We start from the raw sequence: 23,286 nt of genomic DNA on the forward strand, positions 1-23,286 counted from the left end.
TCGTCGGCTTACCGCCGGCTGCCCCGGCCCCTCGACCGCTCCCTTCAAGGAAAGGCCTCGCTGTGCGTGTCCTCACGATCATCCCGACCTACAACGAGCTGGAATCGTTGCCCAAGACCCTTGGGCGCCTTCGCACCGCCGTGCCGGCCTCCGACGTCCTGGTGGTTGACGACAACAGCCCCGACGGCACGGGCCAGCTGGCCGACCGCATCGCCGCCGAGGACGGCCAGGTCCACGTCCTGCACCGGGAGGGCAAGGCCGGACTCGGAGCGGCCTACATCGCCGGTTTCAAGTGGGGCCTGGACGCCGGCTACGACATCCTCGTCGAGATGGATGCCGACGGCTCGCACAAGCCGGAGCAGCTGCCACAGCTGATCGAAGCAGTCGAGCAGGGCGCAGACCTCGCCATGGGGTCCCGCTGGGTCCCGGGCGGCAGCGTGGTGAACTGGCCGCTGTACCGCCAGGCCATTTCCCGCGTCGGCAGCACCTACGCGCGCATCATGCTGGGCGTCAAGATCAAGGACGTCACGGGCGGCTTCCGTGCCTTCCGCCGGACCACGCTCGAAAAGCTCAATCTCGATTCGGTGGACTCGGTCGGCTACGGCTTCCAGGTGGACCTCGCCTGGCGCGTGGCCAAGCTGGGCCTGAACATCGTGGAACGGCCCATCACCTTCGTTGAGCGCGAGCTGGGCGCCTCGAAGATGAGCGGCAACATCGTGGTCGAGGCCATGATCAACGTCACCAAGTGGGGCCTCACCGCCCGCTGGAACACCCTGAGCCGCAAGCTGGGGCGCAAGTAGCGCCTCCCGCACAGAAAAGGCCGGGCCTGCACCTCCATGAGGTGCAGGCCCGGCCTTTTTTGCTGAGCGGCTAGCTGGCTACGCCGAGCGGCGTTCACCGCGGCGTTCACGCAGAATGGTGAGCCGGTCTTCGAGGATCTGCTCCAGCTCCGGCAGGGAGCGGCGTTCCAGCAGCATGTCCCAGTGCGTGCGGACGGCCTTCTCGTTGCTGTTCACGGGGCGTTCGCCGTCGACCAGGAGGGCTTCCTTGCCGGTCTTCGAAACCCAGACCGGAGGGATCTCTGCTTCGGAGGAGAAGGTCACGAACACCTGCTCGCCGTCCTCGCAGCGGTACTCAACACGCTGGCGCGGAGCCGGCTCGACGCCGGATTCGGTCTCCATGCTCTGTGCGCCAAGGCGCATACCCCGCAGGCTGCGATCGCTCATCTTTTCTCCCTTATGGTCGGTTCGCAGGGCCGGGCCCTGCGCTAGCCGGCGGCCACCAGGACCACGCCGGACTACTTGTTGCATGCGATTTTCTACGGCGTACCCACTATAGAAATCGTCAGTAGGTATAACGCGCCGCGAAGCGTAAATGTTCCGGCAGGTTGAACCTTCCGGACAAATACTCAAGTATACGCGGGTGCGGCACCGCAGGTAAAGCTGGCGAACGAGGGGAGGCACCCGCCGGAACGGGTGCCTCCTGGTTCCTCGGGCTGTGCCGCGTGCCTCAGGCCCCCGGCGTAACGGCCGGCGTTGTCGCCACTGCTGGCGGTGGCGAGGCCGGCGATGAGCCCGCCGCACTGCCGGGCGCGCCGTCCGAGCGCGGGTCCGGGTTGGTGCCGCCCAGGACGTTGCCTATGCCCTTGAGCGCCTCGCCCACCTCGCTGGGGATGATCCACAGCTTGTTGGAGCTGCCCTCGGCAAGCTTCGGCAGCGTCTGCAGGTACTGGTAGGCCAGCAGCTTCTGGTCGGGGTTGCCCTTGTGGATGGCGTCGAAGACCTTCTGGATGGCCTGTGCCTCGCCGTCGGCCCGCAGGATTGCCGCCTGGGCGTCACCCTCGGCCTTCAGGATCGAGGACTGCCGCTGGCCCTCGGCGGTGAGGATGGCGGACTGCTTGGTGCCTTCGGCGGTCAGAATGGCGGCGCGGCGGTCACGCTCGGCGCGCATCTGCTTCTCCATCGAGTCCTGGATGGAGTGGGGTGGGTCAATCGCCTTGAGCTCCACCCGGGAGACCCGGATGCCCCAGCGGCCGGTGGCTTCGTCCAGCACGCCGCGGAGCTGGCCATTGATCTGGTCACGCGAAGTCAGGGCTTCTTCGAGGTTCAAACCGCCGACAACGTTACGGAGCGTCGTGGTCGTGAGCTGTTCGACTGCCTGGATGTAGTTGGCAATCTCATACGTGGCCGCCCGCGCGTCGGTGACCTGGAAGTAGACCACGGTATCGATCGAGACCACCAGGTTGTCCTCGGTGATCACCGGTTGCGGCGGGAAGGAGACCACCTGTTCGCGCAGGTCGAGGAGGGGCAGCAGCCGGTCAACGAAGGGGATCAGGATAGTCAGGCCCGGGTTCAGCGTCCGCTGGTACTTGCCGAGGCGTTCCACGACGCCGGCGCGGGCCTGCGGCACGATCCGCACCGAGCGCACCAGAACGATTATTACGAACGCAACGAGTACCAGCAGCACTATTGCGACTGCGATATCCATACATCACCTTTTCCCCAGATATGTGGTTTTGTTTGTGCGGCGGTTCGGCTGCCGCGGATCCTGCTGCCGGTGGCGGCTCCAGGAAGACTGTGAGAACTGAATCGGACCCGGAGGGTCGTTACTGCGCCGCCGGATCCTGCGCGGCCGGATCCTGCTCCGGAACGACGACGGCGGTGGCACCGTCGATGGCCCTGACGACGGCATGCTGCCCGGGTGCGAGTTCCCCGGTCTCCATGCGGGCGCTCCAGACGTCCCCCCCGATCTTGACCCGGCCCCCAAGGGCGCTCACAGGCTCGACGACGAGGGCGGATTCACCGATCAGGCGTTCGACGTTACTGCGCTGGTCGGCCGGGCTGCTGCGCAGGTGCTTCAGGGCCACGGGCCGCACGAAGCCGATCATCAGCAGGGATACGACACTGAAGATGACGATCTGAAGCCAAAGGTCGGCTCCCGCGAACGCGGCAGCCAGCCCGGCCAGGGCGCCGCCGCCGAGCATGATGAAGAAGAGGTCGAGGGTGAGCATCTCCACCACCGCGAACACCAGAAAAATCGTGAGCCACAACGCCCACCAGTTTTCGGCCAACCATGCAAACATCTTTTCCCCCTTGCCGGTCCGCACGGGCGGCTGCAGGCGCAGGCCTCCGTGACGTGGTTCCATCCTAAGCCGGACGGCAAGGACCGGCACGGGATGCGGAAGCCAGCTCCCGAACGTGGCCAAGTCGTTACGTAGCCGCCGACTTTGCCGCCGGCGTTGCGGGCACGGGCAACGGCTCGAAGACGCTGATCCGGAACCGGGCAGACACGGCGGTGCGCGCTGGCAGTCCTGCCACACGGGCGACCAGGGCGCCGCGGTCCAGGTGGTGCCCTGCGGGGCCCATCAGAGCGAGGTTGGCCACGTCGTCAGGTGTCAGGCTCAGCGCCAGGTCCAGCTCGCGTCCGCCATGGGATTGGAACTGCCCGGCCAGCGAGGCCTCGAGGCGCTCGTCCTTGGCTGGCTCGATTCCCAGCATGCCGGTCTGGCCGGCGATCTCGGCCAGGTGGCCGGGCCTGGGCGTGACCACGATCAGCCGCCCGCCCGGCCCGAGCACGCGGGCAAATTCGCTGGCGTTGCGCGGCGCGAAAACCACGGTGACGACGTCGACGGCGCCGTCCGCGAGCGGGAGCGGCTGCCACACGTCGGCGACGAGGTTAACCGCCTCCGGATTCAGCCGCGCCGCCCGGCGCAGCGCGAATTTCGAGATGTCCAGGCCAACGGCGGCCGCCGCGGGCGCGCGGTCCAGTACGGCCCGCAGGTAGTGGCCGGTGCCGGTGCCGGCGTCGAGCACGGTGGACCCGGCGGCGGCAAGGGACGGTGCGGCAAGGTCGGCGACGGCGTCGGCCAGGCCCCGGTAGTGCCCGGCTGAGAGGAAGTCGAAGCGGGCCGCGACCATGTCCACGGTGTCCGCCTCGAAGACCGTGCCCTTGCCAGTCAGGAAGTTGAAATAGCCCTGCTTGGCCGCGTCGAAGTGGTGCCCCGCCGGGCAGGCGAGGGAACGTCCACCGTCACGTGCCGCGAACGGGCTCCGGCATACGGGGCACACGAGGGCGGCGAGGGAGGCTGCTGGCATAGAGTCCATCGTAGGGCCGGCACGTCCGGCCCGGCAGCGTGTAGTCCGGGGCGCGGCGCGCCGGTGTGAGGCATTTCACCTCGCGGGCGGTAGCGGCTAGGCTCGCACTCGTGAAATCCGAACATCTGCCCCTGCTCAAGTCCGTTTCGGCCCCCGCCGTGCACCCCGACGGCTCACGGGCCGTTGTGTCCGTGGTTCGCCCCGATTTCGACGCCGATTCCTACGTAGGCCAGCTCTGGTCCGTGCCGGCGGACCCGGCGCAGCGCCCGCGCCGGCTGACCCGCGGCTTCCGCGACACCGCGCCGGACTTTTCCCCGGACGGGGAGGTGCTGGCGTTCCTCCGTGCCGAGCCCGGCGGCAAACCCCAGCTGCACGTCGTCGAGGCCCACGGCGGGGAGCCCGTGCCGGTGACGGACGCGCCGCTGGGCGTGAGTGCGTTCACCTGGTCCCCGGACTCCAGCAGTATCGTCTTCAGCGCCCGGACGCCCGAGGAAGGCCGCTACGGCACGGTAGACGGGGTCTCCGCCGGCGGCGAGGATGCCCGGCTGATCACGGACTACCAGTACCGGATGAACGGCGTCGGCTACACGGCGGACAAGCCCCTGCAACTCTTCCTGGTGGCGGTCCCGTCCCTGGACGAGGAACCCGCAGTGGCCCCGGCAGGCCGGGCGCTGAAGAAGGCCAAGTCCGCCGACGGCGGCAAGGAGGCCGGCGGCAAGGTGGCCCGGAACCTTCCGGAGGCGCGCCAGCTGACCACTGCCGCCACCGACCACAACGGCGCCAGCTACAGCACTGACGGCACGGCCATCTATTTCACCGCGGCTCTGCACGAGGACAGCGACGACGACCTGGTCACCGGGATCTACCGGCTGCCGCTGCCCGGCGACAGCGGCACCCAGGCCGGGCAGGAGGCCGGGCCGGCCGAGCCCGAAGCCGTGATCCCGGGGGGCACGGACGGGCTGTCCGTCTCCGCGGTCCGCCAGAGCCGGGACGGTCAGTGGCTGTACTTTGCGGCGCAGGACCTCGGCACCTCGGGCCAGGACTTCGTCGCCCGCAACACGGCGCTCTACGCTATGTCCGCAGACGGCGGCCACGCCGTCGCGCTTAGCGACGTGGAAACCATGGACCTCGGCGGCGGCCTCGAGCCGGCCGGCTCGGACGGTGTCCTGGTCCTGAACAACGCGCGCGGCACCACGCAGCTGCTGGAGTTCGGTCCCGACGGGCTTCGCAACACCCTGCTCGATGGCGACCGTGTGGTGACCGGCGCGGCCGAACGCGCGGGATCGGTGCTGCTGAGCTTCAGCGATGCGGGGACCGCCGGCGACGTCGCCGCCCTCGAAGCCGGTCGGCTCCGGGTGTTGACGGACTTCTCGGCGCCGCTGCGCGCCGACGCGGGCATCCTTCCCCCACAGGAACTCACGTTCGCCGCGGCCGACGGCTATCCCGTGCACGGCTGGCTGGTCACCCCGGCGGGGGAGGGCCCGCACCCGGTCCTGCTCAACATCCATGGCGGCCCGTTCGCCCAGTTCACCGGCGCTCTCTTCGACGAGGCCCAGGTGTATGCCGCGGCCGGGTACGCGGTGCTGATGTGCAATCCGCGCGGCTCCGCCGGTTATGGCCAGGCCCACGGCCGCGCCATTAAGGAGCGCATGGGAACCGTGGACATGCAGGACGTCCTGGCGTTCCTCGACGGGGCGCTCGAAAAGTTCGAAGAGCTCGACGGCGATGCCCTCGGCATCATGGGCGGTTCCTACGGCGGCTACCTGACGGCCTGGACCATCAGCCATGACCACCGCTTCAAGGCCTCCATCGTGGAGCGCGGGTACCTCGATCCGGTGAGCTTCACGGGATCCTCGGACATCGGCTGGTTCTTCGGCGGCGAGTACACCGGCCGCTCGGCCGAGCAGATGGCGGCGCAAAGCCCGATGGCCAGGGTGGACCAGGTCCGGACGCCCACGCTGGTGATCCACAGCGAGGAGGACCTGCGTTGCCCGGTAGAGCAGGGCCAGCGCTATTTCACCGCCCTCAAGCAGCTGGGTGTGGAGGCCGCGTTCCTGGTCTTCCCGGGCGAGAACCATGAGCTCTCGCGCTCCGGCACCCCGCATCACCGCAGGCAGCGCTTCGACCAGATCCTGCACTGGTGGTCCCGGCACCTTCCGACGGCGGCCAACCCGGCGCCGCGGGACGACGCGGCTGCCGCGGAGCCCGCCGCCGGCTAAGCGTCGGGTTCGCCCGGCAGGAACCCTAGTTCCTGCCGGGCGAGGCTGATGTCCGGTTGGGCCCAGCGGGCGGAGTATTCCGCGTTGTTGCTGAGCGAACGCAGTTCGGCCCGGTCCAGGTACAGGACGCCGTGCAGGTGGTCGGTTTCGTGCTGCACAATGCGGGCCTGCCATCCGGTGAAGTCCCGCTGCTGCGCCGTCCCGTCCACCGCGGTGAAGTCCAGCCGCACGGATTCCGGCCGCAGCACGGCGGCCTGCAGCCCGTTCAGGGACAGGCAGCCCTCGTAAAAAGCTCTCTTCGCCGTACCCAGCGGCTCGTAGCGCGGATTCAGCATGGCGAAGAACGGCAGCGGTTCCCGGCCGCGCGCCGCCGCGACCTCGGGGTCGACGTCGAACCTGTCCTCCAGGACGGCCAGCTGCAGCGGGATCCCCAGCTGCGGGGCGGCGAGCCCGACACCAGGGGCCTTGTGCATGACGCGGCGCATGAGGTCAACCAGTCGGCCGAGCTCGGCGTCGTCGAGCTGGCCGGTGAACGGGACCGCCTGCTGCCGGAGAACCGGGTGCCCCACCTGGACGATCGGCGGCAGCACCCCGGCGTTCAGGATCTGCTCGACGGCCTCCCGGATGATGTCGTCGCTGGTCTCGGCGGTGGGGGCGGTGTAACTTACGTCGTTCCTGGCATCTGCGGACATGGGACCAGACTACTGGCGTCCACACGCAGAAGTAACGAAATCGTAGATCCGGCCCCGCAGTTGCGCGCCCGCGTCGATCTTCAGCACTCCCTCCCGGCCGGCGACAGAGACGCGCAGCGGGATCAGGGTGCCCACCTTGTCCTCCGCCACCGCGTGCGGGTCGCATCGGGCAGGTCGGATGCCGAGCCGCAGCTCGCGCGCCGGGCCCGTGGCGTCGATCCGCAGCCCGCTGGGCCAGGGTGCGCTGGGATCCTCCTCCAGGAGGGTGGTTCCGCCGACGCTGTCGATTGTCAGCGCCCGGTCCGCAGGATCAGTGGCGGAGTTCCGCGGGGAGATGCGGAGGTGCAGGAACGCGGTCCGGGCGTCCGGGGAGAGCTCCAGCTCGGGGGCGAACCGGAGCTCGGCAATGGCGGCGGCGGCTTGCGCCACGCACATTTCGACGTTGTTCCTTGCCAGCACGCCAAAGGGATCGGCTGCGTCCGTTGTGACCGTTTGTCCGGTTGCCCCGGCGGCGGACGCGAGCAGCACCTCGACGGCGGCGGGCGGTTGCCCTGCCCGGCTTTGTTCAGGGGCCCGGCTTTGCTCGGCGGCCTGGTCGGGGCAGGACGCGGCCGGGAGGCTGGCGGGCAGGCTTTTCGTCTGGTGCGGCGGCAGTTCTGTTCCGGCGGCCGCCGCGGTCCAGCTGATTCGGGACGCGAAGAGTGGACTCCGCAGCCCGGCCGCAAGCACGGTGACCGGCTCGCCGGTGGTGTTGGTCAGCTGGATCTCGATGATCTGCCGGCTGTAGTTGTCACGGAACTGGCTGATCTCCGCCGTCAGCGGGGCGGCAACCGACGCGGAGGGCGACGGCGACGCCGGCGTACCGCTCCCGTTCCCCGGACCGGCAGCCCCGGTGCCCGCGCTGCACGACGCCGTCGCCAGGAGCAGCAGCGCGACGGCGGCCCACCGGAGTGACAGCGGAATGCTGACCATGCGGCCAGTCTAGGCCGCGGTGGCGGTGTCCGGCATGGGCACCGGCATGCATCGGAAGGTCCGGCGGGGTCCCTGCCCCGATCGGCTACTCTCAGTCCATGACATCTCCGACATCCGTGGACGTTGTGCCGGGCCTGTTCCGGGCCATCGAGGCCGGCGGCGGCCGGATCGTCAGCCAGCGCAGCTACGACTGCTACTACACGCCGCGCTGAGGGGTCGGCGCCGCGGCCGGGTGTGGCTATTGCATGGTGAAGCGGCGGGCCACGAGCCTGTTGGCGGCGGGGACGGCGGCCACGGCGGTAATGGCGCCGTTGCGGACGGCCAGCAGGCCTCCGTGCAGCGGCCGGCCCAGCGCCATGTTGATCTCGGATTGCCGTGCCGCACGCCCCGCCTCGCGCAGCCGGTTCCGTTCGAATGCCGCCAGTCCGTCGCGGCTGCCCGCGAGGAGGGCCGGCACCAGGGGTGCCAGGGCCAGGGCGTCGAGCCAGCCCAGGCTCATGCCCTGGCCTCCGATCGGGCTGATTTCGTGCGCCGCGTCGCCGATCAGGATGCCGCGGCCGAACACCATGCGCCGGACCAAGCGGGCTCGCACGCCGAAGCCGCTGAGCATGCTGTTGCTGCCGGCGTCGACGTCGATCCCGGTGCGCCGCCGGACCTCCCGGGCGAGCCAGCCGGCGTCGAGACCGGCAGCGTCGTCGGCACCGCCGTCGTCGGCCGGACCGCGCCTGACCACCCAGCGCCGCCGTTGCCCCGGCAGCGGAAACGACTCAACGATGCCGTCGCCGGCCAGGAACAGCGCGGCGTCGGAACCAAAAGCGGTGCTGTCCGCGAAGTCGCCCATAAGATAACGGTCCGGGTAGTCCCGGCGCCGCAGCGGTGCACCGAGGGCCATCCGGGCGGCTGACCGGACCCCGTCGGCGGCGATCACGAGTGGTGCGCTGATCCGCTCCTGCTCTTTGGCAACGCAGGCTTCAACGGTGGCGTGGCCGCCGTTGTCGTGCAGCCCCGTGACGCGTACGCCGCGGCGCAGGGCATACGGGTCAAGTCCGCGTACCCGATCCTCGAGTACGGACTCGGTGGAATCTTGCGGTAGCGAGAGTACAAACGGGAACCGCTCGGACACTTCGGCGAAGGACATTTCGGCCAAGGCGGCGCCGCGGCTGAGGGCCAGGCCCCGACGGATCGGGACACCCCGGCGGACGAGCTTCTGGGCCACCCCGATCCGGCTGAGAGCCTCCAGCGCCGGCGGGTGGATGCCGATGGCCCGTGAGTTGGGTTCCGGCGCGGTCCGCTGTTCGAGCACCGTGACCGAAACGCCCCGCTGAAGTAACAGGGCCGCCAGATAAAGGCCCACCGGGCCCCCGCCGATAATGACGACCTCGCTCACGCGGGGCCCCTACGCGGCGACCCGGTCCTCTCCAGGATCAGCAGGTTGCGGAAGGGTGGGCGGGGCACCACGATCCAGCCCGGGGGAGCGGCGGCCCGGAGTTCGGCCGCCGTGTAGCTGCGCCGGATCGAAGTGAGGCCGTCCTGCCGGATATAGGAGCCGTGGAACGGCAACGCAGCTGCGGAAAACAGCGCGTAGGCAGCTGCGCTGCGGCGGAGGTCATTGTGGATGACCGTTCCGGTGCTCAGGGCAGCAGATTCGGCGAGAAATCCGGTCAGCTCCGCGGCGCCCAGGTGGTGCAGCACGTGGTTGGACACCACGACGTCGAAGCGCGCTCCCGCGCCCAGCAGCTCCGCCGCGCTCTGGCGCCGGAAGGTCACGCTGGCGTGGCTCCGCCAGCGTGTGGCGAACGCGGCGGCACGCGGGTCCGGGTCGATCGCCGTGATCTCAAGCCGCAGCCCGTCGCGGGCCGCCCAGCGCGCCAGCAGCACCGGCACGTCGCCACCGCCGCAGCCGATATCCAGCAGCGTCGTGGCCGTCCCCGCGGCGAGCCGGGGCCGCAGCTGCCCGCGGTAGATGCCCCGCCAGCCGGACACCGCGCGGTTGACCAGCGCGAACTGTGCATAGGTCCGGTTAAGCCGGTCCGGGTCGCAGTCGGGCCGGTCCATCTCCTCGACGGCGTCCAGGGCGCGCGTACGCAGCAGGGCCATGGCTCCGGCGCTCAGGCGAGGGCCGTTTCCGCCCGGGTCAGACCGGGCCGCTCCTGCCGGGCGTCGGGCCCTGGTGCCTGCGGGGCGGTGATCTTGGTGAAGAGCGCTGTCTCCACCGTCAGCCCCGGTCCGAACGCCATCGAGCAGATGCGTTCACCGCCGTCGTCGACTGTTCCGCCGGGTTCCTCGCTGGCTCCGGCAGCGGGGAGGTCGAGGATGTGCCGGATCACGAAGAGGACCGTGGCGCTGCTCATGTTTCCGTAGTTGCGGAGGGTTTCCCGGGCCGGCACCAGCTGTTCGTCGCTGAGCTCCAGCCGGGCCTGCACCTTGTCCAGGATGCTGCGGCCGCCGGGGTGGATGGCCCAGTGGCGGATGTCGCGGTAGGGAATGCCGATCAGCGAGGCATCCCGGGACAGCAGCGGTTCGAGGGCGCCGATGATGTGATCGTCGATGATGTGCGGGACGTAGGTCCCGAGGACCATTTCAAAGCCTTCGTCGCCGATGTTCCACGCCATCGCTTCCTCGCCCACCGGCGTCAGGACCGTTTCGAAGTGGTCCAGGGTCAGCAGGGCGGGCTGGTCCTGCAGTTCGCGGGCACTGATGACTGCGGCCGCGGCGCCGTCGGCGAACAGCGCCGATCCCATGATGGTGTCCGGATCATTGGACGTACGGACGTGGAGGGAACAAAGTTCCGCGCAGACCACCAGCACCACCGCGTCCGGGTCCGCGTCGCAAAAAGATTTCGCGGCACGCAACGCCGGGAAGGCGGCATAGCAGCCCATGAACCCGAGGTGGTAACGCTGGACTGCTGGATTCAGCCCGAGGGCCCTGACAATCTTGTAGTCCGGTCCGGGGTTGAAGAAGCCGGTGCAGGAAACGGTGACCAGATGGGTGATGTCGCCGCGATCGAGGCCGGGGCAAGCGTCCACCGCTTTTTCCGCGGCATCGATGAAGAGCTTGGTGGCTTCGGTGGCGAAGATGTCGTTCCTGACCTTGGTGCTGGGGCTAAGCAGCAGGCCGGTGGCGGGATCGAAGAACTGCGGGTTCTCCGCCCTGCTGCCGGTGGTCAGTTCCCCGACGGCGGTGTAGCGGGTGTCGATGGCGGCGGAGTCAAAGCAGGTGTTCACCAGCCGGGAACCAAGGCGGCTGAGCCCCGGCTGGGCGGCAAAGACGTCACGGGCTTCGGATTGGATCAGTACGGTGGGCGGGACTGCAGTTTCCAGGGACCTCAGGTAGACCGTCATGGTTCATTCTCAGTGAGCCTGCCGGATATGACAATGGATTCTCCGTCGCCCTGTGCGCCGGACAAGCCTGTCCGAAGATAAGCCCATCGACTGTTCTAAGCTGTTCCCATTGAGCCAGCCGATGCCGTCGTTCACCGCGGCGGAGGCCCCGCCTGACAGAGGGAGACACGATGAGCACGGCCACGGGCACCAGCGCGGACCGGCAGCCGGGGGCGCTCCACGTCGCCGACACCCACGATCTGATCCGGGTGCAGGGCGCGCGGGAGAACAACCTCAAGGACGTCAGCATCGAGATTCCGAAGCGCAGGCTGACGGTGTTCACCGGTGTCTCCGGTTCGGGAAAGAGTTCGCTGGTGTTCGCCACGATCGCCGCCGAGTCGCAGCGGATGATCAACGAAACCTACAGCGCCTTCGTGCAGGGCTTTATGCCCAACCTGGCGAGGCCCGACGTCGACCTCCTGGAGGGGCTCACGACGGCCATCATCGTCGACCAGGAGCGGATGGGCGCGAACCCGAGGTCCACCGTTGGCACCGCCACCGACGCCAATGCCATGCTGCGCATCCTGTTCAGCCGTCTGGGGACACCGAAGGTGGGGCCGCCCACGGCCTTCTCCTTCAACGTCCCGACCCGGAAGGCGAGCGGCGTGATGAGCACCGAGAAGGCCGGCGGCAGGGTTGAGAAGAGCGTGGTCCAGAACGCTGTCTATCTGGGCGGAATGTGCCCGCGCTGCGAGGGCATGGGTTCGGTCTCCGACTTCGACCTGACGGCGCTCTATGACGAGAGCAAGTCGCTGGCCGGGGGTGCCCTGATGGTCCCCGGTTACAGCATGGACGGCTGGTACGGCCGCATCTTCAGCGGCGCCGGCTTCGACATGGACAAGCCGATCGCGAAGTACACCAAAAAGGAAATGAACGACCTGCTCTACAAGGAGCCGACCAAGATCAAGGTCGAGGGCATCAATCTCACCTATGAGGGATTGATTCCGAAGATCCAGAAATCAATGCTTTCCAAAGACGTGGAGGCGATGCAGCCCCACATCCGGGCCTTTGTCGAACGGGCCATCACCTTCCAGGCATGCCCAGAATGCGACGGCACCCGGCTCAGCAAGGAGGCACGGTCCTCGAAGATCCAGGGGAAGAACATCGCCGAACTGTGCCAGATGCAGATCAGCGACCTGGCCCTCTGGGTCCGCGGACTCAACGAGCCCTCGGTAGAGCCGCTGCTCAAAGGGCTGCGGCACCTGCTCGATTCGTTTGCCGAGATCGGGCTGGGCTATCTTTCGCTGGACCGGCCGGCGGGCACCCTGTCCGGGGGAGAGGCACAGCGCACCAAGATGATCCGCCACCTTGGATCATCCCTGACCGACATCACCTACGTCTTTGACGAACCGACAATCGGTCTGCACCCCCACGACATCCAACGGATGAACCAGCTGCTGCTGCAACTCCGCGACAAGGGCAACACCGTGCTCGTCGTGGAGCACAAGCCGGAGACCATCGTCATTGCCGACCACGTTGTTGACCTGGGCCCCGGGGCGGGCACCGCGGGCGGGAATGTCTGCTTCGAGGGAAGCGTCGAGGGCCTCCGGGCCAGCGATACCATCACCGGCCACCACCTGGACGACCGGGCTTCGGTCAAGGACACGGTGCGCGCGCTGGCCGGCGCACTTGAGGTGCGCGGCGCGTCCACGAACAATCTCCGGGACGTCGACGTCGACATCCCGCTCGGTGTGCTTTGTGTGCTCACGGGCGTGGCCGGATCCGGTAAGAGCTCGCTGATCCAGGGGTCGGTGGCCGGCAGGGACGGTGTGGTCCTGATCGACCAAGGCGCCATCAAGGGTTCACGGCGCAGCAACCCGGCGACGTACACGGGCCTTCTTGAGCCGATCCGGAAGGCGTTCGCGAAGGCCAACGGCGTGAAACCGGCACTGTTCAGCTCCAACTCGGAAGGTGCCTGTCCTACCTGCAACGGCGCCGGCGTCATCTTCACCGACCTGGGCGTGATGGCCACCGTCGAGTCCACCTGCGAGGACTGCGAGGGCCGGAGGTTCCTGGCATCGGTACTGCAGTACAAGCTGGCCGGCCGCAACATCGCTGAAGTGCTGGCGATGTCGATGACCGAGGCCGAGCTGTTCTTCGCCGACGGGGAGGCCCGCACGCCGGCGGCCCACAAGATCCTCGACCGTCTCGTCGACGTCGGCCTCGGCTACCTCAGCCTGGGGCAGCCTCTGACGACGCTTTCAGGCGGTGAACGGCAGCGGCTCAAGCTGGCCACCCAGATGGCCGAGAAGGGGGACGTTTACGTCCTCGACGAACCGACCACGGGCCTGCACCTAGCCGACGTCGCAAACCTGCTCGGTCTGCTGGACCGGCTGGTGGATTCCGGTAAGTCAGTGATCGTCATCGAGCACCACCAGGCGGTCATGGCGCACGCCGACTGGATCATCGACCTTGGCCCCGGCGCCGGACACGACGGCGGCCGGATCGTCTTCGAGGGTACGCCGGCCGAGCTGGTCGCCACGCGGCCCACCCTCACGGGGGAACATTTGGCGGCTTATGTGGGGGAGTGAGGGCCGCTCCAGCCGAAAAGCCAGATTTGTCTGGTTGTTGTCCTTTGAGACAAACAAACGTGCCGCGTATGTATATTCTAGCGTTATTCAACAATGTCTAGTATTGATATAAATAATTCGAAATGCGGCCGTACATTGAGCGGCGGGGCCGAAGTTCGTGCTTTACGAAGGGTAAACACATGGAGTCCTGGAAGACCGACAGGGTGGGCTCGGCGATAGCGGGGGAGAACCCCACCGTGATGGCCCGGCTCAATGGCGGGTTTGCGGTTATCGGAGACGTCCAGTGGCTGCCTGGCTACTCGGTGCTGATTGCGGACAGGGTCGGTGTTGACCGATTGACCGATCTGCCGCGCGCCGAACGGGCGGCCTATTTGAGCAGCGTCGACATTTTGGCCGAGGCCGTCGAAATTGCTTGCGCGGAATTGGACCCCGCATTCCTCCGGGTCAATATCGAAATTCTCGGCAACAAAGATCCATTCCTGCACACGCATATCTGGCCGCGGTACCAATGGGAAAAACCCGAATTGCGCACCAAACCGGTGTGGCTTTACCCACGAACCAACTGGTCCGACCCGGCTACCGCACTGAGCCCCGCACATGAGCCCTACAGATCCGCCATTACAGCGCAGATTAAGAACCTGTCGGTGTGAATCCCTGGGACGACCCGAGGCCTGAGATTCTTCTCGACGTCGACTACGGGTATTCGTGGCCAATGTCGACGATCTTTTGGGAGCCTGAGGACATCCCTGACTGGGAGCGTGAGCTTCCGGCACAGCTCTACGAGGATCTGAGGGCTTGGGCAAAATTCTTCAACGACCATGCGAATTCCGAAACAGGAATGTTTGGCAGCGAAAGACTGCGCAAGCATTTTGACCTCGAGGGCGTCCGTCTCCGAGACGCCCTCGAGGACGCTCTCGGAAACAAGTATCGCTTCCGCCTCAGACTGTGGTTCTAGAGAACCTGCACGATGGGGATTCAGCGCCCTCGACGTGTATTCAAACCTGACGGCACCGGCTCTACCGAGCTTGCTTGCATAACGCCGATAATCAACATTATGTAAAGTTGGTTCAGTTCATAACGATGCGAGGGTTCGGCGGGGTCAGTTTTACTCTTCCGCAACCTCCCCGGTTCGGGTAGCTTGATGCCCTGTCACTTGCTGGGGTGATGGCAGCAGCATTTTCTTCAGTGCGCATATCTGTGCACATCTGCTACGGCGAGCCCCGTGGGCTTCCACCCCAACAACGAAGAGGTTGTCATGCGTCTAGTGATCCGAATTCTTGCCCCGATTGCCCTGCTCGTGGCTTTTCTGGCTCCCGCTGCCACGGCGTCAGCTGACCCCGCGGAATCCGAACGACATCAGTCATACAACAGTGGGATCAACACCTGCAACGGTGAATATGTCGAGGTGAAGGGCAGTTTCCACATCGTAACCAAGCTGCAGAAGGACGGGACATATCTGCACCGCTACGTCTATCAAGGCACCGGCCTTGGCGACCAGGGCAATCGATACGTGATGAATACGACGAATAGGCTTACCGCGTCGAGCAGCGAGTTCTCGCAGGATATCCGGGTCTTGATGGTCAGCCAGGGATCGGCACCCAACCAAGTGATCATCGTCCACTTCAACCCGGATGGGAGCACGAGCACGACAACAGACTGCCGAGGCTGACAGCCGGCCAGCGGCCCGGGAGGTCTTTGGATCTCCCGGGCCGCTTGGTCGACACTCACCCATGGCCGGTGATCCCACCAAGGTCAGGTCGATGTCGATGCGGCTGAGTCCAGCTCAAGGCTGTCTGGGCGTGACCTCGCTGGGTCCAGGAGGAAATACGCGGCGGTGGCAAGAACTGAACCGGCGATGCACGGCAGCGTCACCATGATGGGCCCGGCGAATCCCGGGAGCAAGAAGCTCACATTGACGACGGCTGAGCCGCGTAGTGCCACTTCCCCCTGTTCTGGAGCACATTTGGTTGATCGCGCGATGTTCGACCATTAGCGTTGCGTGACGTGGACACGACCTTCAGCGCGGAATTGTTCGAATGGCGTGGTCCTGCGCCGTTCTACTGGCTGTCGCTGCCCGGGGACGTCTGTGACTACGTCCGCGCCGAAGCCGCGGCGGCCACGTACGGGTGGGGCGCCATCCCGGTGCGTGTGCGAATTGGTGGTACCGAATGGGAGACCTCGTTGCTGCCGCGCGACGGCGAGTACGTGCTGCCGGTGAAAAAGGACGTCCGCACGCGGGAGCAGTTCGGCGACGGCGACACGGTGACGGTTGCCATGAGCGTGGCTCCCCGTGGCGGGCGGGCGGCCAACGGCTCCGGACCGACGGTGTGAGGCGTGAGTAAATTCCTACCGACGCCCCTCCCCGTTGAACGCCACCTCTGACGTCTTGACGACGCCTGCCGTCCGCCCGGGAGCCGACTGGTTCTCCCAGTAGAGGTTGGTGTGCGCAATGACCAGCTCAGGCGGCGGCGCGCCCCAGGCCGTCAGGTCCTCGGTACTGTGGGCATCGGCCACGAGGGTGACGTCGTAGCCCCGCACGAACGCGCCGTGGATGGTGGACCGGATACATTCGTCCGTCTGCGCCCCGGCCACCAGGAGGCGGCCCACGCCGGCGGCGGCCAGGACTTCTTCAAGGTCGGTGCCCTCGAAGGAATCGCCGTAGGACTTGTGCACCAGCGGCTCCGATTCCTGCCGGGACAGCTCAGGGACGTACTGCCAGGTCTCACTCCCCCGTTCCAGCTGCGCATCCGAATGCTGGACCCAGATGATCGGGACGGCGGCTGCACGGGCCTTGTCGACGAGTTCGGCGATGTTTGCGATCACGGCGTCGCGCTGGTGCGCCCCCTCCACCACGCCGTTCTGCACATCGATCACCATCAAGGCCGTGTTGGGCCGATCGGACAACGTTGTCATGGGCATTTCCTCAGGCTCGCTGCTCCGGGGTTCCGCGCCTCATCGTAGACCGCAACGCCGACGGGCTCCATGCCTTTCGGAAGCTACGCTGGAAGTATGCCAGCCACCACTCCCCCGCTGCCCCACCCGCCGTCGACCCTGCGCACAGCGCTACTGGCCGCGGCCGCCGACGCAATCTTGATCCTGCTCTTCGCCGCAATCGGACGGGATGCCCACCAGCGCGGCGAGATCATCACCGGGGTCCTGGCAACGGCGTGGCCCTTCCTGGCCGGCGCCGCCGTGGCCTGGCTGGCGCTGCGCCTGTGGCGCGGGCCGCTCGCACTGTGGCCGGCCGGCGTCGCCGTCTGGATCGGAACGGTGGCCGTCGGCATGCTGCTCCGGGCGCTCACCGGGCAGACCGTGGTCCTGCCGTTCGTGATCGTGGCACTGCTCAGCCTGGCAGTTTTCCTGCTCGGCTACCGCCTGCTGGTCGCGGCAGCTCGGCGGTTCCGGGCACGCCGCCCGCGGGGCTGATGGACTAGGCTTGCAAGCACACGGCACGGCCCTCCCGGGCCCCTACGACGCCGGCAACGGCGCCCCAGATCCGAAAGGTCCCCACGTGATCACCGCTTTCGTCCTGATCAAGACAGACGCTTCCGCCATTCCGGAAACCGCTGAAAAAATCTCCGCGATTCCCGGCATCAGCGAGGTCTATTCGGTGACCGGCGAATGGGACCTGATCGCTATTGCGCGCGTCGCCAAGCACGAGGACCTCGCGGACGTCATCGCGGACAAGCTGTCCAAGGTCCCGGCGGTGGTGCACACCACGACGCACATCGCCTTCCGTGCATACTCACAGCACGACCTCGACGCGGCGTTTGCCTTGGGCTTCGAACAGTAGGAAGCGCGTCAGTCGCGGGAAAGTGAGACCCAGCGGTCCAGTACCGCGGCCGCGGCGCCGGACTCAACCGATTCCTCGGCCCGCTTCATTGCGGCGGCCATCCGGTCGATCAGCGGAGCCGTTGCGTCCAGATCGAAGGAGACCAGGCCCGCCGCGGCATTGAGCAGCGTGGCGTCACGGGCCGGGCCGGGCTCACCGGCCAGCACCGATCGGACGACGGCGGCGTTGGCCTGGGCGTTCCCGCCGCGCAGTTCCTCGACGGTCGCCTGGCGGATCCCCAGCTCGCGCGGGTCGAAGACTTCCTCCGCCACCTGACCGCCGCGGATTTCCCAGATCCGCGACGGGCCCGTGGTGGTTAGCTCATCGAGCCCGTCGTTGCCACGGAAAACCAGGCCCCGGCTGCCGCGCTGCGCAAGCACCCCGGCCACCAGCGGCGCCATCCGCTCGTTCGCGACGCCGACGGCGGACGCCTGGACATGGGCCGGGTTGGTCATTGGCCCCAGGAAGTTGAAGGCCGTGGGCACGCCCAGCTCACGCCGCGCCACGGCGGCATGCCGCATCGAAGGGTGGAATACCTGGGCAAAGCAGAACGTGATGCCGGCTTCTTCGGCATTCCGGGCCACCCGCGGAATGGGCAGGTCCAGCCGGACCCCCAGGGCCTCCAGCACATCGGCGGAGCCAGAGGTCGACGACGACGCGCGGCCGCCGTGCTTGACCACCTTCGCGCCGGCCCCGGCCGAGACGAGGGCCGCCATGGTGGAGATGTTAACGGTGTTCAGCTGGTCACCGCCGGTACCGACGATGTCCAGCTTTTCGCCCGCGATCTCGATCGGGTTGGCGGAGTCGATCATCGCCTCCACCAGGCCGGTAAGTTCCTCCACCGTCTCCCCCTTGGCGCGCAGCGCTACCAGGAAGCCGGCGACCTGGGCAGGCGTCGCCTCGCCGGACATGATGGAGTTCATTGCCCACTCAGTGTCGCCGGCAGTGAGGTTGCTGCCGTTGATAAGGGCGCCGATGAGGCGCGGCCAGGTCTTACCTACCGCCTGTGCTGATGCCTGTGAAGTCACGTCCTGATGCTATCGAGCCGCGGGCCGCAATGCCCAATGCGAAGGGGACCGGGAACTTTTCCGCACGATTTCGCGGCTTTGTAGAAAAAGTCCTGCCGAAACGCGGTTTGCGTTGGGCAGGAGGGACTTTTACAGACATAATGTCTATGTGACATCTGCGACCCATGCCCCCAGTACCCCGGCGCACCCGACGCTGAATCGCCCGAACATGGTTTCCGTTGGAACCGTCGTCTGGCTGTCCAGTGAGTTGATGTTCTTCGCCGGTCTCTTTGCCATGTACTTCACACTCCGTTCGACTTCCGGACAGATGTGGGCCGAAGAGACAGCCAAGCTCAACTTCCCCTTTGCGCTCGTTAACACGATCGTCCTCGTGGCCAGTTCCTTCACTTGCCAGATGGGCGTCTTCGCCGCCGAACGGCTTCAGCCGCGCAGGCTCGGCGGCCCGCTGAGCTTTACCCGCTGGGGAATGAATGAGTGGTTCACGCTCACATTCATCATGGGTTCGTTCTTCGTGGCCGGCCAGGCGACCGAGTACGCCATGCTCGTCTCCGAGCACGTCTCGCTCTCTTCCAACGCCTACGGTTCCGCGTTCTACATGACCACCGGGTTCCACGGCCTGCACGTTATCGGCGGCCTGGTTGCCTTCCTGCTGATCATCGGACGTTCCTTCGCAGCGAAGAAGTTCGGACACTTTGAGGCAACCTCCGCGATTGTCACCTCGTACTACTGGCACTTCGTCGACGTCGTATGGATCGGCCTCTTCCTGGTCATCTACGTCCTCAAGTAGCCACGACTTGACTCTTTTTCTACAAGAGGCAGAATTTCAAGAAGCGGCTCCCGGAGCCAACGCAGCATCGAATAAAGGAACCACCACGTGAAGGCACTCTCGCAGAAGCGACGTCACCCACTGGCAGCAGTTGCACTGTTGCTGATGGGCCTCCTCATCACTGGTGGGCTGTACGCCGTTGCCACCACCGTCAACCAGGCCAAGGCCGACACCACAAGCTTCAGCGCAAGCGACGCAGAGGAGGGCGGCAAGCTGTTCGCCGCCAACTGCGCCACCTGCCATGGCATGGGTGCCAGTGGCTCGCAGGCCGGACCGTCGCTTGTCGGCGTCGGCGCCGCCGCCGTTGACTTCCAGGTTGGCACCGGTCGTATGCCCATGCAGATGAACGGCCCGCAGGCTTACAAGAAGCCCGCCCAGTTCAACGAGGAGCAGACCCACCAGCTCGCGGCCTACGTCGCTTCGCTCGGCCCCGGCCCGTCGATCCCCGAGGCTGGTGTGCTCGATGAGAAGGGCGACGCCGCCAAGGGTGGCGAGCTGTTCCGCACCAACTGCGCCATGTGCCACAACGCTGCTGCCGCCGGCGGCGCGCTGACCCGGGGCAAGTTCGCCCCGGCACTCGCGGACGTTTCCGGCAAGCACATCTACGAAGCCATGGTCACCGGCCCGCAGAACATGCCTGTCTTCTCCGACGCCAACGTCTCCCCCGAAGGCAAGCGCGACATTATTACGTTCCTCAAGCAGATCGAAGCCAACGGCTCCCCCGGCGGCAACGACCTGGGCGCGCTGGGTCCGGTTTCCGAAGGCCTGTTTGTTTGGATCGCCGGACTGGGCGTCATCATCGCCTTCACGATCTGGTTGACTTCGCGGACGTCCTAGGCGCCCCGCGGAACCTGTAAGAATTTTCTGCTGATCCGTCAGCAGTTTGAATTGAAAACTAACTCGGCGTTGGCCGAGACGAGAGAAGGATGAGGCGAATTATGGGCAACCATAGTGACGGCAGTCCGAGCCACTCGGGCACCGTAGCTACGGCTGGTCAGAATGAGGTGGAGAAGTTCCAGGATCCTGGAATTCCCCCGCATCGTTTGCGCCTGGCTGACACGGACCCGAGGGCCGCCAAGCGAGCGGAACGGCAGGTGGCCATTCTGTTCGGCGCCTCGGTCGTTGGCACCCTGATATTCCTGGTGGCGTACTTCGCCATCGATCTTGGAGCTGACTCCTCGATCGCCACCATCCGGCTGCAGAACACCCTGCTGGGCATCGGCACCGCCTTTGCCATGCTGGGCATCGGCACCGGCATCGTGCACTGGGCCAAGGCACTTATGCCAGACCACGAAGTGTCGGAAGAGCGCCACGCCATCCGCACCGAAGAGGACCGCCTGGCCGCCGTCCGGATCGTCGACGACATCGTCGAGGAAACCGGCATCAAGCGCCGCCCGCTGATCCGCAACACCCTGCTTGGCGCCGTCGCGCTGGCCCCGCTGCCGGCCCTGGCCGTCTTCGGCGACCTGGGTCCCCGTCCGGACAACAAGCTGGCGCACACCATGTGGGCACCGGTGGACGGCAAGACCAAGCGACTCACCCGCGACCCCGATGGCACCCCCATCAAGGCCTCGGACGTGACCATCGGCTCCGCCTTCCACGTCATCCCGGAAGGCCTGAACGAGCTGCAAGAAGGCAAGCTGAACGAGAAGGCGAAGTCTGTCGTCCTGCTCATGCGCCTGAACCCGGAATCCCTCAAGCCCTCCCCGGGCCGCGAGGACTGGAGCTACAACGGCATCGTTGCCTACTCCAAGATCTGCACCCACGTTGGCTGCCCTGTTGCCCTCTACGAGCAGCAGACGCACCACCTGCTCTGCCCGTGCCACCAGTCCACCTTCGACCTGACCCAGGAATGCAAGGTTATCTTTGGCCCGGCCAGCCGGCCGCTCCCGCAGCTGCCCATCGCCGTCGACGACGAGGGTTACCTCTACGCGACGAGCGACTTCAAAGAACCTGTTGGACCTAGCTACTGGGAGCGTGATGAGCATGAGCGCAACATCAACAGCTGACACCCCCACCTTTGTCGCCAAGACCAAGGGCGGCCGCATTACCGACTTTGTTGACCAGCGCGTGGGCGGTTCCGGAATGCTCCGGGAGTTCGGCCGCAAAGTCTTCCCGGACCACTGGTCCTTCATGTTCGGCGAAGTGGCTCTGTACTCCTTCGTCATCCTGCTGCTCTCCGGCACGTTCCTCACCTTCTTCTTCGATCCGTCGATGGCGGAAACCCACTACCAGGGTTCCTACCTGCCGCTGAAGAACGTCGAAATGTCGGTGGCCTACAACTCCTCGCTGAACATCTCCTTCGATGTCCGCGGCGGGCTGTTCATGCGCCAGGTCCACCACTGGTCGGCCCTGCTGTTCGTGGCATCGGTATCCGTGCACATGCTGCGCGTCTTCTTCACCGGCGCCTTCCGCAAGCCCCGCGAAATGAACTGGGTGGTGGGCAGCGTCCTGCTCATCCTGGCCATGGCCGCCGGCTTCACCGGCTACTCGCTCCCCGATGACCTGCTCTCCGGCAACGGCCTGCGCATCATCGACGGCGTGATCAAGTCCATCCCGGTGATCGGCACCTACATCTCGTTCTTCCTCTTCGGCGGGGAATTCCCCGGCACCGCCATCATCGGCCGCCTGTACATGCTCCACATCCTGCTGGTTCCCGCGCTGATCCTCCTGATGATCGCCGCGCACCTCTTTATGGTGGTCGTGCACAAGCACACCCAGTACCCCGGCCCGGGCCGCAACGACGGCAACGTCGTCGGCTACCCCCTCGGCCCGGTCTACGCGGCAAAGGCCGGCGGGTTCTTCTTCATCGTGTTCGGTGTCATCGCCCTGATGGCCGGTTTCTTCACGATCAACCCGATCTGGAACTACGGTCCGTACGACCCCTCCCCCGTCTCGGCCGGCACCCAGCCTGACTGGTACATCGGCTTCGTTGACGGCGCGCTGCGCCTGATGCCGGGTACCTTCGGCAACTGGCATGTGGAGCAGGTCTGGTTCGGCCACGTCTTCACGTTCAACGTGCTGTTGCCGGCCCTGGTCCCCGCGGGCATCCTGTTCACCGTGATGTTCACCTACCCGTGGATTGAACGCTGGATCACCAAGGACGACCGCGAGCACCACGTCCTGGACCGTCCGCGCAACGCGCCGACCCGTACGGCCATCGGCATGGCCGGCTTCGTCTGGTACTGCGTGATGTGGGCTGCGGCAGGTTCGGACCTCATCGCCACGCACTTCCACGTGGCCTTGAACGACGTCACCTACTGGCTCCGCGCGCTGTTCTTCATCGGCCCGGTCATCGCCTTCATCGTCACGAAGCGCGTCGCCCTGGCCCTGCAGCGCAAGGACCGCGAGATCGCCCTTCACGGCCGCGAGACCGGCCGCATCGTGCGCCTGCCGCACGGCGAATTCATTGAGGTCCACGCGCCGCTGGACGAATACAAGCGCTACAAGCTGGTCGGCTTCGAATCCCCGTCGCCGCTCCCGGCCGAGCCGAACAGCCACGGCATCGTGGACCGCAAGGAGAAGCGCCGCGCGCTGCTCTCCAAGTGGTTCTTCGAGGACCGGGTCGCCCCGGCAACCCCGGCCGAGCTCGCGGCGGCCCATGGCCACCACGGTGAGCACGAGGCGGTTGCCCCGGCTGCGGAGCAGAAGAGCCTCAGCCACTAGCACCCGGCACTAGCCAACAGAAAGGCCCGGTCCATCAGGACCGGGC

At 66.5% G+C, this 23,286-nt stretch carries 24 protein-coding genes; 13 read left to right on the plus strand and 11 right to left on the minus strand.

What is annotated here, in order from left to right; all coding sequences use genetic code 11:
• The first annotated feature begins 62 nt into the window (after positions 1–62).
• Positions 63–800: a polyprenol monophosphomannose synthase gene (locus FFF93_RS08455; RefSeq protein ID WP_138769308.1), complete on the plus strand. Its 738-nt coding sequence runs from the start codon at positions 63–65 to the stop codon at positions 798–800.
• A 78-nt stretch (positions 801–878) separates the two neighbouring features.
• On the opposite strand, the gene FFF93_RS08460 is transcribed toward FFF93_RS08455, so the two are convergent.
• The 4 genes from FFF93_RS08460 to FFF93_RS08475 all read right to left on the minus strand — a co-directional run bounded on the left by FFF93_RS08460 (position 879) and on the right by FFF93_RS08475 (position 4,094).
• On the minus strand, positions 879–1,226 hold the full coding sequence (locus FFF93_RS08460) for an RNA polymerase-binding protein RbpA (protein WP_026266329.1): 348 nt from the start codon (positions 1,224–1,226) through the stop codon (positions 879–881).
• Between the two features lie 283 nt (positions 1,227–1,509).
• A complete protein-coding gene (locus tag FFF93_RS08465) occupies positions 1,510–2,487 on the minus strand; it encodes an SPFH domain-containing protein (RefSeq protein WP_261375025.1) in 978 nt (325 codons plus the stop codon).
• A gap of 118 nt (positions 2,488–2,605) precedes the next feature.
• On the minus strand, positions 2,606–3,082 hold the full coding sequence (locus FFF93_RS08470; protein WP_138769307.1) for an NfeD family protein: 477 nt from the start codon (positions 3,080–3,082) through the stop codon (positions 2,606–2,608).
• Between the two features lie 127 nt (positions 3,083–3,209).
• Positions 3,210–4,094 carry a methyltransferase domain-containing protein gene (locus FFF93_RS08475; RefSeq protein ID WP_138769306.1) on the minus strand — a complete coding sequence of 295 codons (885 nt, stop codon included), beginning with the start codon at positions 4,092–4,094 and terminating at the stop codon, positions 3,210–3,212.
• 110 nt (positions 4,095–4,204) lie between these two features.
• Between FFF93_RS08475 and FFF93_RS08480 the strand changes: the two genes are divergently transcribed.
• The gene (locus FFF93_RS08480) at positions 4,205–6,313 is read left to right on the plus strand and encodes a S9 family peptidase (RefSeq protein ID WP_138769305.1); all 2,109 of its coding nucleotides are present in this window, start codon (positions 4,205–4,207) and stop codon (positions 6,311–6,313) included.
• Here FFF93_RS08480 and FFF93_RS08485 read toward each other — a convergent pair.
• The 5 genes from FFF93_RS08485 to FFF93_RS08505 all read right to left on the minus strand — a co-directional run bounded on the left by FFF93_RS08485 (position 6,310) and on the right by FFF93_RS08505 (position 11,318).
• Entirely contained in the window at positions 6,310–7,005 is a 696-nt protein-coding gene (locus FFF93_RS08485; protein WP_138769304.1) for a peptide deformylase, read from the minus strand. The genes FFF93_RS08480 and FFF93_RS08485 overlap by 4 nt on opposite strands.
• Before the next feature lie 9 nt (positions 7,006–7,014).
• The gene (locus FFF93_RS08490) at positions 7,015–7,977 is read right to left on the minus strand and encodes a hypothetical protein (RefSeq protein ID WP_261375026.1); all 963 of its coding nucleotides are present in this window, start codon (positions 7,975–7,977) and stop codon (positions 7,015–7,017) included.
• 238 nt (positions 7,978–8,215) lie between these two features.
• Complete coding sequence (locus FFF93_RS08495) at positions 8,216–9,364, minus strand: NAD(P)/FAD-dependent oxidoreductase (protein ID WP_138769303.1); 1,149 nt, start codon at positions 9,362–9,364, stop codon at positions 8,216–8,218.
• Positions 9,361–10,074, minus strand: a complete 714-nt coding sequence (locus tag FFF93_RS08500) for a class I SAM-dependent methyltransferase (protein WP_138769302.1) — start codon at positions 10,072–10,074, stop codon at positions 9,361–9,363. The genes FFF93_RS08495 and FFF93_RS08500 overlap by 4 nt, the downstream gene beginning before the upstream one ends.
• An 11-nt stretch (positions 10,075–10,085) precedes the next feature.
• Positions 10,086–11,318: a type III polyketide synthase gene (locus FFF93_RS08505; RefSeq protein WP_138769301.1), complete on the minus strand. Its 1,233-nt coding sequence runs from the start codon at positions 11,316–11,318 to the stop codon at positions 10,086–10,088.
• A gap of 170 nt (positions 11,319–11,488) precedes the next feature.
• Here FFF93_RS08505 and FFF93_RS08510 point away from each other — a divergent pair, with 170 nt between their 5' ends.
• The 5 genes from FFF93_RS08510 (at position 11,489) to FFF93_RS08530 (ending at position 16,219) form a co-directional block, all read left to right on the plus strand.
• A complete protein-coding gene (locus FFF93_RS08510; protein ID WP_138769300.1) occupies positions 11,489–13,888 on the plus strand; it encodes an excinuclease ABC subunit UvrA in 2,400 nt (799 codons plus the stop codon).
• 179 nt (positions 13,889–14,067) lie between these two features.
• Entirely contained in the window at positions 14,068–14,538 is a 471-nt protein-coding gene (locus tag FFF93_RS08515) for an HIT family protein (protein ID WP_138769299.1), read from the plus strand.
• Positions 14,535–14,843 carry a hypothetical protein gene (locus FFF93_RS08520; RefSeq protein WP_138769298.1) on the plus strand — a complete coding sequence of 103 codons (309 nt, stop codon included), beginning with the start codon at positions 14,535–14,537 and terminating at the stop codon, positions 14,841–14,843. Before FFF93_RS08515 ends, FFF93_RS08520 begins: the two co-directional genes overlap by 4 nt.
• Before the next feature lie 267 nt (positions 14,844–15,110).
• The gene (locus FFF93_RS08525; RefSeq protein ID WP_138769297.1) at positions 15,111–15,557 is read left to right on the plus strand and encodes a hypothetical protein; all 447 of its coding nucleotides are present in this window, start codon (positions 15,111–15,113) and stop codon (positions 15,555–15,557) included.
• Between the two features lie 335 nt (positions 15,558–15,892).
• Entirely contained in the window at positions 15,893–16,219 is a 327-nt protein-coding gene (locus FFF93_RS08530; RefSeq protein WP_138769296.1) for a DUF1905 domain-containing protein, read from the plus strand.
• 15 nt (positions 16,220–16,234) lie between these two features.
• On the opposite strand, the gene FFF93_RS08535 is transcribed toward FFF93_RS08530, so the two are convergent.
• Positions 16,235–16,801 (minus strand): cysteine hydrolase family protein, encoded by a 567-nt coding sequence (locus FFF93_RS08535; protein WP_138769295.1) that lies wholly within the window; start codon positions 16,799–16,801, stop codon positions 16,235–16,237.
• Between the two features lie 96 nt (positions 16,802–16,897).
• Here FFF93_RS08535 and FFF93_RS08540 point away from each other — a divergent pair, with 96 nt between their 5' ends.
• Both FFF93_RS08540 and FFF93_RS08545 read left to right on the plus strand, forming a co-directional pair.
• Entirely contained in the window at positions 16,898–17,314 is a 417-nt protein-coding gene (locus FFF93_RS08540; protein WP_138769294.1) for a DUF3054 domain-containing protein, read from the plus strand.
• A gap of 85 nt (positions 17,315–17,399) precedes the next feature.
• Positions 17,400–17,681 carry an Lrp/AsnC family transcriptional regulator gene (locus FFF93_RS08545; protein ID WP_138769293.1) on the plus strand — a complete coding sequence of 94 codons (282 nt, stop codon included), beginning with the start codon at positions 17,400–17,402 and terminating at the stop codon, positions 17,679–17,681.
• A gap of 8 nt (positions 17,682–17,689) precedes the next feature.
• On the opposite strand, the gene trpD is transcribed toward FFF93_RS08545, so the two are convergent.
• Positions 17,690–18,748, minus strand: a complete 1,059-nt coding sequence (gene trpD / locus FFF93_RS08550) for an anthranilate phosphoribosyltransferase (RefSeq protein WP_138769292.1) — start codon at positions 18,746–18,748, stop codon at positions 17,690–17,692.
• Between the two features lie 208 nt (positions 18,749–18,956).
• On the opposite strand from trpD, the gene FFF93_RS08555 reads away from it, so the two are divergent.
• The 4 genes from FFF93_RS08555 (at position 18,957) to FFF93_RS08570 (ending at position 23,240) form a co-directional block, all read left to right on the plus strand.
• Positions 18,957–19,535 carry a heme-copper oxidase subunit III gene (locus tag FFF93_RS08555; protein WP_138769291.1) on the plus strand — a complete coding sequence of 193 codons (579 nt, stop codon included), beginning with the start codon at positions 18,957–18,959 and terminating at the stop codon, positions 19,533–19,535.
• Positions 19,536–19,622: 87 nt separating this feature from the next.
• Positions 19,623–20,411, plus strand: coding sequence for a c-type cytochrome (locus tag FFF93_RS08560; protein ID WP_138769290.1), 789 nt, complete (start codon positions 19,623–19,625; stop codon positions 20,409–20,411).
• Positions 20,412–20,512: 101 nt separating this feature from the next.
• Positions 20,513–21,583 (plus strand): ubiquinol-cytochrome c reductase iron-sulfur subunit, encoded by a 1,071-nt coding sequence (locus FFF93_RS08565; protein WP_138769289.1) that lies wholly within the window; start codon positions 20,513–20,515, stop codon positions 21,581–21,583.
• A complete protein-coding gene (locus FFF93_RS08570; RefSeq protein WP_138769288.1) occupies positions 21,561–23,240 on the plus strand; it encodes a cytochrome bc complex cytochrome b subunit in 1,680 nt (559 codons plus the stop codon). Before FFF93_RS08565 ends, FFF93_RS08570 begins: the two co-directional genes overlap by 23 nt.
• The last annotated feature ends 46 nt before the right edge of the window (positions 23,241–23,286 follow it).

Origin of the sequence: Arthrobacter sp. KBS0702, from assembly GCF_005937985.2 — a bacterium.
Taxonomy (GTDB): Bacteria; Actinomycetota; Actinomycetes; order Actinomycetales; family Micrococcaceae; genus Arthrobacter.

Coding starts and splice junctions, on each gene's coding strand:
- FFF93_RS08460 (WP_026266329.1), bottom strand. CDS start 1,226: ATGAGCGATCGCAGCCTGCGGGGTATGCGCCTTGGCGCACAGAGCATG.
- FFF93_RS08465 (WP_261375025.1), bottom strand. CDS start 2,487: ATGGATATCGCAGTCGCAATAGTGCTGCTGGTACTCGTTGCGTTCGTA.
- FFF93_RS08470 (WP_138769307.1), bottom strand. CDS start 3,082: ATGTTTGCATGGTTGGCCGAAAACTGGTGGGCGTTGTGGCTCACGATT.
- FFF93_RS08475 (WP_138769306.1), bottom strand. CDS start 4,094: ATGCCAGCAGCCTCCCTCGCCGCCCTCGTGTGCCCCGTATGCCGGAGC.
- FFF93_RS08485 (WP_138769304.1), bottom strand. CDS start 7,005: ATGTCCGCAGATGCCAGGAACGACGTAAGTTACACCGCCCCCACCGCC.
- FFF93_RS08490 (WP_261375026.1), bottom strand. CDS start 7,977: ATGGTCAGCATTCCGCTGTCACTCCGGTGGGCCGCCGTCGCGCTGCTG.
- FFF93_RS08500 (WP_138769302.1), bottom strand. CDS start 10,074: ATGGCCCTGCTGCGTACGCGCGCCCTGGACGCCGTCGAGGAGATGGAC.
- FFF93_RS08505 (WP_138769301.1), bottom strand. CDS start 11,318: ATGACGGTCTACCTGAGGTCCCTGGAAACTGCAGTCCCGCCCACCGTA.
- FFF93_RS08510 (WP_138769300.1), top strand. CDS start 11,489: ATGAGCACGGCCACGGGCACCAGCGCGGACCGGCAGCCGGGGGCGCTC.
- FFF93_RS08515 (WP_138769299.1), top strand. CDS start 14,068: ATGGAGTCCTGGAAGACCGACAGGGTGGGCTCGGCGATAGCGGGGGAG.
- FFF93_RS08535 (WP_138769295.1), bottom strand. CDS start 16,801: ATGACAACGTTGTCCGATCGGCCCAACACGGCCTTGATGGTGATCGAT.
- FFF93_RS08540 (WP_138769294.1), top strand. CDS start 16,898: ATGCCAGCCACCACTCCCCCGCTGCCCCACCCGCCGTCGACCCTGCGC.
- FFF93_RS08555 (WP_138769291.1), top strand. CDS start 18,957: ATGGTTTCCGTTGGAACCGTCGTCTGGCTGTCCAGTGAGTTGATGTTC.
- FFF93_RS08565 (WP_138769289.1), top strand. CDS start 20,513: ATGGGCAACCATAGTGACGGCAGTCCGAGCCACTCGGGCACCGTAGCT.
- FFF93_RS08570 (WP_138769288.1), top strand. CDS start 21,561: ATGAGCGCAACATCAACAGCTGACACCCCCACCTTTGTCGCCAAGACC.